We start from the raw sequence: 7,630 nt of genomic DNA, 5'->3' as shown, positions 1-7,630 counted from the left end.
GGCGGGCCGCTCGGCCAACGCCGCGCGCGAGATCAAGGCCCTGATCGGTGCCAGCGTCGACCAGGTGCAAGAAGGCAGCACGTTGGTCAACCACGCGGGCAAGACCATTGAAGAACTGGTGCTGTCAGTACGACGCGTGTCGGACATCATGGGCGAGATCACCGCCGCCACGCAGGAGCAAAGCCAGCGCATCGGCCACGTGAGCCAGTCCGTGGGCGAGCTGGAAGAGATGACCCAGCAAAACGCTGCGTTGGTAGAAGAAGGCGCTGCGGCGGCCGACAGCCTGAAGGACCAGGCCGGGCGCCTGACGCAGATGGTGGGCACCTTCCAGCTCACCCGCAACGGCAGCAACGAAACCAGCTGGGGCGTGTCCACACCGACACCTGCGCCGGTGCCCGCCCCCGCATTCCGTTCCAGCCCGCAGGCCACGCTCAAGCCGCGCAGCAAGCTGCCGTCATTGCCGCGTTGATCTGCTGATTTGCAGTCTGGGGGGCCGCCAGAAGTCCTTCCGACGCGCTTCCGCCGTCCCTCACCCGCGTGCCACCCGCCCGTCACTCACCTGGAGCTGAAAGACGCTGGAGCGCAACGCCGCCAGGTCCAGCACGCGCAGGCCCCCATATTCGACACGGATCGCGCCCTGCGTCTCCAGCGCGGCCAGCGCCTCGTTCACGCGCTGGCGCGACAAGCCGACCAGGTACGCCAGCTCCTGCTGGGTGATGCGCAGCACCTCGCCCACGCCGGGGTACAGCACCGGGTTGAACAGCGACGCTAGGCTGCGCGCCACGCGCACGTCCGGGTTGTTCAGGCGGTCAATTTCACGCGCTGCGATGAACTGGCCCAGCCGCTCGTTGAGCTGGTTCATCACAAAGCGGTTGAAGCCGATGGAGTGGTCCAGCAGCCAGTGAAAGCTGTCAAGGGGCAAGCCCGCCACCACACTTTTGCGCAGGGCCTGAATGTTGTAGCGGTAGGGCTCACGCTTGATGGTGGTGCCCTCGCCAAACCAGCCGCCGGGCGGTAGGCCCGCATAGGTCATGGTCTGGCCCTGCGCGTTGTCGGTGCTCATCTTGAGCAGACCCTCGACCACCCCAAACCAGTAGGTCACCGGGCGCCCCACGCGGCACACGTAATCGCCCGCCTGGGCATCCCCCACCAGCAGCGACGCCACCGCACGCTCGCGCTCGGCGGGCAGCAGCAGCGGCAGCCAGGGAATGCCGTCCAGCTCGTCGGCGGTGGGCGAGCGGCGCCGCTGGTGCAAAGACAGGTCTTGGGAAGTGCGTGGGTCCATGGCGGTAAGAAATGGAAGGCAAAACGGCCCCTGCAGGCGCAGGGGATGCGGGAATACCACGACCCGGATTGTCGTCAGAAAGACAAAAAAATGCCAATCTCGCCGGGATGATGTCGCCTTTCCCCGGGGCCGCCTCTGGCGCGCCCGGGGCCATTTCCGAGGAGACACCATGCACCCAACACCCCACGCGTCCGCAGGCCGCGCACCGCGGGCCCCCAAAGCCTCCTCCCCACGGCCGACCATCGCGCGGCGCCAGTTGCTGGCCGCGGCCGTCAGCCTGCCGTGGCTGGGCCACCTGGGCGGCGCCCGCGCGCAGGACGGTGTCATCAAGATTGCGCAGTCCACCGCGCTGACCGGCCCGCTGGGCGACCTGGGCTCTGCCATGCACCAGGGTGCCAAGGCCGCGTTTGCGGGCATCAACGCGCGCGGTGGCGTCAACGGCCGCACCATCGAACTGGTCACACTGGACGATGCCTACGACGTGCCCAAAGCCCTGGCCAACGTCGAAAAATTCATGGCCGAGCGCGACACCTTTGCGCTGTTCAACTGCATGGGCACGCCCATGATCGACGCCATGCTGCCCAAGGTGATCGAGAACGGGATTCCGTTTTTTGCACCGTTCACCGGCGCGCAACTCAGCCGCATCCCCACCGCCCGCAACGTGTTCAACATCCGCGCGAGCTACGCCGACGAGGCCGAAAAGCTGGTGCAGCACCTGTCCACCATCGGCATTCAGCGCATCGGCATCGTCTACCAGAACAATGCCTTCGGCAAAGAGATCTTCAACGCCGCCAAGCAGTCCATGGAGCGGCTCAAGCTGCCGGGTTCCATTGCCGTGACGGTGGAGAACAACGCATCGGACGCAGGCGCCGCCGCGGCCAAGCTGGCGGGCGGCAACCTCGAGGCCATCGTGATCGGCCTGGCGGGCAAACCCACGCTGGAATTTGTGAAAGCGTTCCGCGCGCTCCAACGCGGCGTGACGCTGTATGCGCTGTCGGTGATGGGCACGCCCGCCACCGTCAAGGCCCTGGGCCCGGATGCCACGGGCATGGCGATTTCGCAGGTGGTGCCGCTGCCGTCCAACGTGGTGATGCCGGTGGTGCGCGAGTTTCAGTCCGCCTGGAAAACATCGGGCGCCACGGCCGAGCCCTCGCACCTGGCGCTGGAGGGCTATATCAACGCCCGCGTGTTTGCCGAGGCGCTGCAGCGCGCAGGCCGCAACCCCACGCGCGCAGCGTTCATCGATGCGACCTGGAACCTCAAGAAGTGGGACTTGGGCGGCTTCGACATCAATGCCAGCACGCCCGACCGCAATGCCTCACGGTTTGTGGAGCTGACGCTGGTGGGGCGAGATGGCCGGTTTATTCGGTAGCCCCCCTGAGCGGCTGCGCCGCTTCCCCCGGTGGGGGACGCCACCCGTGGCCTGGCGGAGCCAGTTCCACGGTGGCACTGGCGTTGGAGGCGCGCCAGTTTTGAGCATCCAGCGCCCAGCCAAATACTATCAAATAGATAGCTACTAGCGCTTATTGGATAAGCGCTAGAGGCCAATTTGGCTCATATTTTCGGCTATTGCGAGGCCAGCCCGTAGCGGTAGCCTTTGAACGACCAGATGATGCGGGTGGGTTCGATCTTTTCGAGCAAGAGGCCCGGCGCGGCCACATCGCCCTCGTGCAGCACCTGGCCGTTGACGATGGCCATGCGGTGCATCGGGTTGGCGGAGTACGTAGCGCCCGAGATCTTGAGCACTGGCAATTGCGTGCGCACGGCGTCGGGCAGGTCGCTCTGGGCGAACACGGTGCCGGTGGGCGCGGGGGTGGCCGCAGGCTCTGGCGCGCGGGCGGCGGGCGGGGCGACGGGTGGCGTGCGGTCGCGCGGCGCCTCGTCGACCGCGCGGTTGCGCGGGGGCTCTGGCAGCGGCGCGCGCTGTGCGGTCGCTGTTGCGGCGGGTTTTTCGCGCGGGGGCGGAACGGGGCGGCGCTCGGCCGGGCGGGGTTCTGCGGCTGCCGCCGGGGGCGGAGCAGGTACGGCGGCGGCTGCGGGGCTCGGGTTGGCGGGCGCGGTGGAAGCACTGGTGACAGGTGTCACCGTCTGCGTTGGCGGGGGCGCGGTGACCAGTGCCGCAGGCGTGGAAGGTGTCGAAGGCGGCTGGCCCCCCGCCAGCACCACACCACCACTCGGCGCGTTGCGCTGCATCGCCCACCAGGTGCCGCCAGCGGCCAAAGCGGCCACCACCAGCACGGCAGCCACCACTACCGTCAGCGATGCAGAGGCTGACGACCGCTGGGCGGGCGAAGCGCCGGGCACAGGCGTGGCCTGGGTGTGCAGGCCGGGCACACCACCACGGCCCCGCTCGGCGTCTGCGCGCCGCAGCGCATCAAGGATGTAGGACATGTTCGGTCAGCCTCCGGCGCGCAGGCGCGGCTCGCTCACACCGGTTGCACGGTTGAGCAGCATCAGGGTCAGGGGGCCAGCGCGGCCATCGGGCGTCACGCCCTGGGCCAGCTGGAATCGGTGGATGCGCGACTGGCGCAGGGCAGGCGTCATCGGGCGGCTGCTGGGGCCCGTGCCGCCCGCGGCCTTGGAGGCCAGCTGCTGGTCCAGCCACGCGGCGCCGTCCGGCGTGTCGACGATTTCGCCCCGCTCGGGCATGCCGGGCGGTGTGCGCCACAGCGTGGCCATGTCGCCGCGCCACACCAGCGCCAGCGCCTCCACGGGCACCTGCAGGGTCTGGCCACCGCCCTCCAGCGTGGCGGTGTCGCCCTGCAGGCTGCGCAGCACGGCCGATACCGATTCTTCAGCGTCTTCCGACGGGAACAGCGTCAGCATCACGGGCCGGTCGATCTGGCGCACCAGGCTCAGCCCGGCGCGGCGGTTGCGGTAGCAGCGCAAGCCATCGCGCGGCAGCGTGGCGCAGGCGTCAGCCCCTTCGGGCAGCGACACGCCCCAGGCCGACGCAAGCGCCTTCCACGCGGGCGCATCCCCCGCGGACTGCGCGGCCAGAAACTGCTGCAGCGCGGGCGCAATGACAGGCGCGGCAGGTGCGGCAACCGCAGCGGACGCGGCAGAAGCCGCGGGGCCTGCCACCGCCGCTGCGCTGGCTGCGGGCAACGCGCGAACCGCACCCGCGCCCGCACCGGAGGCAGGCGCTTGCGCTACTGCGGCCGGGTCGTTGGCTGGTTTTGCAGAGCCCGCCGGTGGCGGCCAGGCCCCGAGAACCCAGCCTGCAGCGGCCACCAGAGCCGCTCCCGCCACGCCGCCGAGGCCCGCCAGGGCCCAGCCCGGCATAGGACCCCGGTCGCTGCGGGCCGCGGCGGCGGCAGCGGGTGCATCAAACACCTCGCGCGCTGCACGGTTGACGATGGGTGCGCTGACCTCGCGCACACCGGCTGCATAAGCGCCCAGCAGCGCGCGGTCACACAGCAGGTTGATGCGGCGCGGCACGCCGTGCGACAGCGCATGCACACGCCGGATCGCCCGCTGGCTGAACGGCAGCGGGCCGTTGAGCCCCGCCACCGCCAGCCGGTGCGCGATGTACTGCTGCGTTTCCTGCGGGGTGAGCGCATCGAGATGGAACCGGGCGATCACACGCTGCGCCAATTGCTCCATCGACGGGCGCGCCACCATCGCGCGCAGCTCGGGCTGGCCGATGAGGATGATCTGCAGCAGCTTGCGCTCGCTGGTTTCCAAGTTGGTCAACAAACGCAGTTGCTCCAGCACGTCGGCCGACAGGTTTTGCGCCTCGTCGATGATGAGCACGTTGTTGCGGCCGCTGGCGTGCGCCGCGAGCAGTGAGGCATTGAGCGGGTCAATGCAGTCTTTGACCGTCTCCACGCCTGGCACAGCGGGCGCGTGGGGCACGCCAAACTCGTCGCAGATCGAGCGCAGCAGCTCGCCCACGGTGACCTTGGGATTGAAGATGTAGGCCACGTTGCAGTGCGCTGGAATCTGCTCTAAAAAACACCGGCACACGGTGGTCTTGCCAGTGCCGACCTCACCAGTCAACAGCACAAAACCGCCGCCTGCGTCCAGCCCATAGAGCAGGTGGGCCAGCGCCTCGCGGTGCCGCTCGCTCATGAACAGGTATCGGGGGTCGGGGGCGATGGAGAACGGCGCTTGCTGGAGACCGAAAAACGGGGCGTACATGCCCTGAGGATACCGCCACCCCATGAAGCAACCCGCAGCGGAGCCCCTGGGGCCCCTTGCCGGGGCCGGCAACAGGCAGGAAGGGTTTTACCCACCCGGTAGTTTCCCGTAAATTGTCGTCGGCAAGACAAGACGGCGTCAAAGTCAGTCCTAGCATCCATCCCATACCAGACACGCAGCCACAAGGCCGCGCTTCCGGCAGTCACCGGACGGACACCTCTCATCTTTAGGAACCTGCAATGTTGACCACGTTCCCGCAATTGCTGCTCAAGCATGCCGCCGAACGGCCCACGGCCCCGGCGCTGCGCGAAAAAGAATATGGCATCTGGCAAGCCCACAGCTGGGCCAACCTGGCACGCCTGGTCGAACAGGTGGCTGCTGGCTTGCATCTGGCCGGGCTGCAGCGCGGTGAACACATGGTCGTGATCGGCGCCAACCGCCCCCGCCTGTACGCCACCATGCTGGCCGCGCAGTCGCTGGGCGCCATCCCCGTGCCGCTGTACCAGGATGCCGTGGGTGCCGAATGCATCTTCCCGCTGAACAACGCCGAAGTGCGCTTTTGTATGGTGGAAGACCAGGAGCAGGTGGACAAGATTCTGGAGATCCGCGAGCAATGCCCACAGATCTCCAACATCTACTTTGACGACCCGCGCGGCCTGCGCAACTACGAAGAAGAAGGCCTTGCATCGCTGGAGGCGCTGATGGAAGCGGGCAAGGCCCATGTGGCCAAGCACCCCCAATGGTTCACCACCGAAGTGGCCAAGGCGCAGCCGGGCGACGTGGCTGCGATGTTCTTCACCTCGGGCACCACAGGCAACCCCAAAGGCGTGGTGCACACCCACAGCACGCTGCTCGACCGCGCATCCGCAGGCGCCGAGTTTGACAAGCTCACCAGCAGCGAAGAAGTGCTGGCCTACCTGCCCCCGGCGTGGATTGGCCAGAACATCTTCAGCTACGCCCAGTGGCTGGCTTGCGGCTACGTGGTCAACTGCCCCGAGTCGGCCAGCACCGTGACGATCGACCTCAAAGAAGTCGGCCCTACCTACTACTTTGCGCCGCCGCGCATTTTTGAAGGCCTGCTCACCAGCGTGATGATCCGCATGGAAGACGCGGGCACCATCAAACGCAAGATGTTCCACGCCTGCATGAGCGTGGCCAAGCGCGTGGGCCCGGCGCTGATGGATGGCGAGGCCGTGAGCGCCATCGACAAGATCAAATACGCGCTGGGCAACTTGCTGGTGTACGGCCCGCTGCGCAACAACCTGGGCTTCAGCCGCGTGCGCGTGGCTTACACGGCGGGCGAGGCGATTGGCCCCGATCTGTTCACGTTCTACCGCTCCATTGGCATCAATTTGAAGCAGCTGTACGGCTCCACCGAGACCGCCGTGTTCGTGTGCCTGCAGCCCGACAACCAAGCGCGCGCCGACACGGTGGGCGTTCCCATCCGTGGCGTGGAGATCAAGGTGGCCGACAACGGCGAGATCCTCGTCAAGTCGGCCGGGTTGCTCAAGGAGTATTACAAGAACCCCACGGCCACGGCCGAGGTGTTGACGGCCGATGGCTGGTATCACACGAGCGATGCGGGATTTCTGGATGCGCACGGCCACCTCAAGATCATCGACCGCGTCAAGGACGTGGGCCGCATCAAGGGCGGCGCCAACGACGGCGCCATGTTTGCGCCCAAGTATGTGGAGAACAAGCTCAAGTTCTTCCCGCACATCAAGGAAGTGGTCGCCCTGGGCGACGGCCGCGAGAAGGTGTGCGTGATGGTCAACATCGACTTCGATGCCGTGGGCAACTGGGCCGAGCGCCGCAACCTGCCCTACGCGGGCTACACCGATCTCGCGCAAAAGCCCGAGGTGTATGAGCTGATCCGCGAATGCATTGAAAAGGTCAACGCCGACCTGGCCACCGACACCATGCTGGCGGGCAGCCAGGTGAGCCGCTTCCTGGTGCTGCACAAGGAACTGGATGCCGACGACGGCGAGTTGACCCGCACCAACAAGGTCCGCCGCGGTTTCATTGCCGACAAATACGGCGTGCTGGTGGAGGCCCTGTACGGCGGCCGCACCGAGCAGTACATCGAGACCCAGGTGAAGTTTGAAGACGGCCGCACCGGCAGCGTGAGCGCCACGCTCAAGCTGTCGGACACGAAGACCTTTGCGCCCGTCAAGGCCGCCGCATGAAGCCCGCGCTTTACCC

The 7,630-nt window shown here is 67.2% G+C and carries 6 protein-coding genes; 3 read left to right on the top strand and 3 right to left on the bottom strand.

Going from position 1 to position 7,630, the window contains the following annotated elements; all coding sequences use genetic code 11:
• A partial coding sequence (locus ACK41V_RS18900) for a methyl-accepting chemotaxis protein (RefSeq protein WP_409784567.1) occupies nt 1–469 on the top strand: 469 nt, incomplete at its 5' end.
• Between the two features lie 60 nt (nt 470–529).
• Here ACK41V_RS18900 and ACK41V_RS18895 read toward each other — a convergent pair.
• Entirely contained in the window at nt 530–1,285 is a 756-nt protein-coding gene (locus tag ACK41V_RS18895) for a Crp/Fnr family transcriptional regulator (RefSeq protein ID WP_409784566.1), read from the bottom strand.
• A 169-nt stretch (nt 1,286–1,454) separates the two neighbouring features.
• Here ACK41V_RS18895 and ACK41V_RS18890 point away from each other — a divergent pair, with 169 nt between their 5' ends.
• Nucleotides 1,455–2,657: an ABC transporter substrate-binding protein gene (locus ACK41V_RS18890; RefSeq protein WP_409784565.1), complete on the top strand. Its 1,203-nt coding sequence runs from the start codon at nt 1,455–1,457 to the stop codon at nt 2,655–2,657.
• Nucleotides 2,658–2,851: 194 nt separating this feature from the next.
• On the opposite strand, the gene ACK41V_RS18885 is transcribed toward ACK41V_RS18890, so the two are convergent.
• Nucleotides 2,852–3,676 carry a general secretion pathway protein GspB gene (locus tag ACK41V_RS18885; RefSeq protein ID WP_409784564.1) on the bottom strand — a complete coding sequence of 275 codons (825 nt, stop codon included), beginning with the start codon at nt 3,674–3,676 and terminating at the stop codon, nt 2,852–2,854.
• 6 nt (nt 3,677–3,682) lie between these two features.
• Entirely contained in the window at nt 3,683–5,428 is a 1,746-nt protein-coding gene (locus ACK41V_RS18880) for an ExeA family protein (RefSeq protein ID WP_409784563.1), read from the bottom strand.
• Nucleotides 5,429–5,667: 239 nt separating this feature from the next.
• Between ACK41V_RS18880 and ACK41V_RS18875 the strand changes: the two genes are divergently transcribed.
• Nucleotides 5,668–7,614, top strand: a complete 1,947-nt coding sequence (locus ACK41V_RS18875) for an AMP-dependent synthetase/ligase (protein ID WP_409784562.1) — start codon at nt 5,668–5,670, stop codon at nt 7,612–7,614.
• Nucleotides 7,615–7,630: the final 16 nt, after the last annotated feature.

Source organism: Acidovorax sp. (assembly GCF_046291265.1).
In the GTDB taxonomy this organism is placed as follows: Bacteria; Pseudomonadota; Gammaproteobacteria; order Burkholderiales; family Burkholderiaceae_C; genus Acidovorax.
Note: the sequence above shows the minus strand (reverse complement) of the source record. Positions and strands in the feature narration are given on the sequence as shown.

Bases quoted from the DNA above. Each gene is read 5' to 3' on its own strand.
- ACK41V_RS18895 (WP_409784566.1), bottom strand. From the start codon at position 1,285: ATGGACCCACGCACTTCCCAAGACCTGTCTTTGCACCAGCGGCGCCGC.
- ACK41V_RS18890 (WP_409784565.1), top strand. From the start codon at position 1,455: ATGCACCCAACACCCCACGCGTCCGCAGGCCGCGCACCGCGGGCCCCC.
- ACK41V_RS18885 (WP_409784564.1), bottom strand. From the start codon at position 3,676: ATGTCCTACATCCTTGATGCGCTGCGGCGCGCAGACGCCGAGCGGGGC.
- ACK41V_RS18880 (WP_409784563.1), bottom strand. From the start codon at position 5,428: ATGTACGCCCCGTTTTTCGGTCTCCAGCAAGCGCCGTTCTCCATCGCC.
- ACK41V_RS18875 (WP_409784562.1), top strand. From the start codon at position 5,668: ATGTTGACCACGTTCCCGCAATTGCTGCTCAAGCATGCCGCCGAACGG.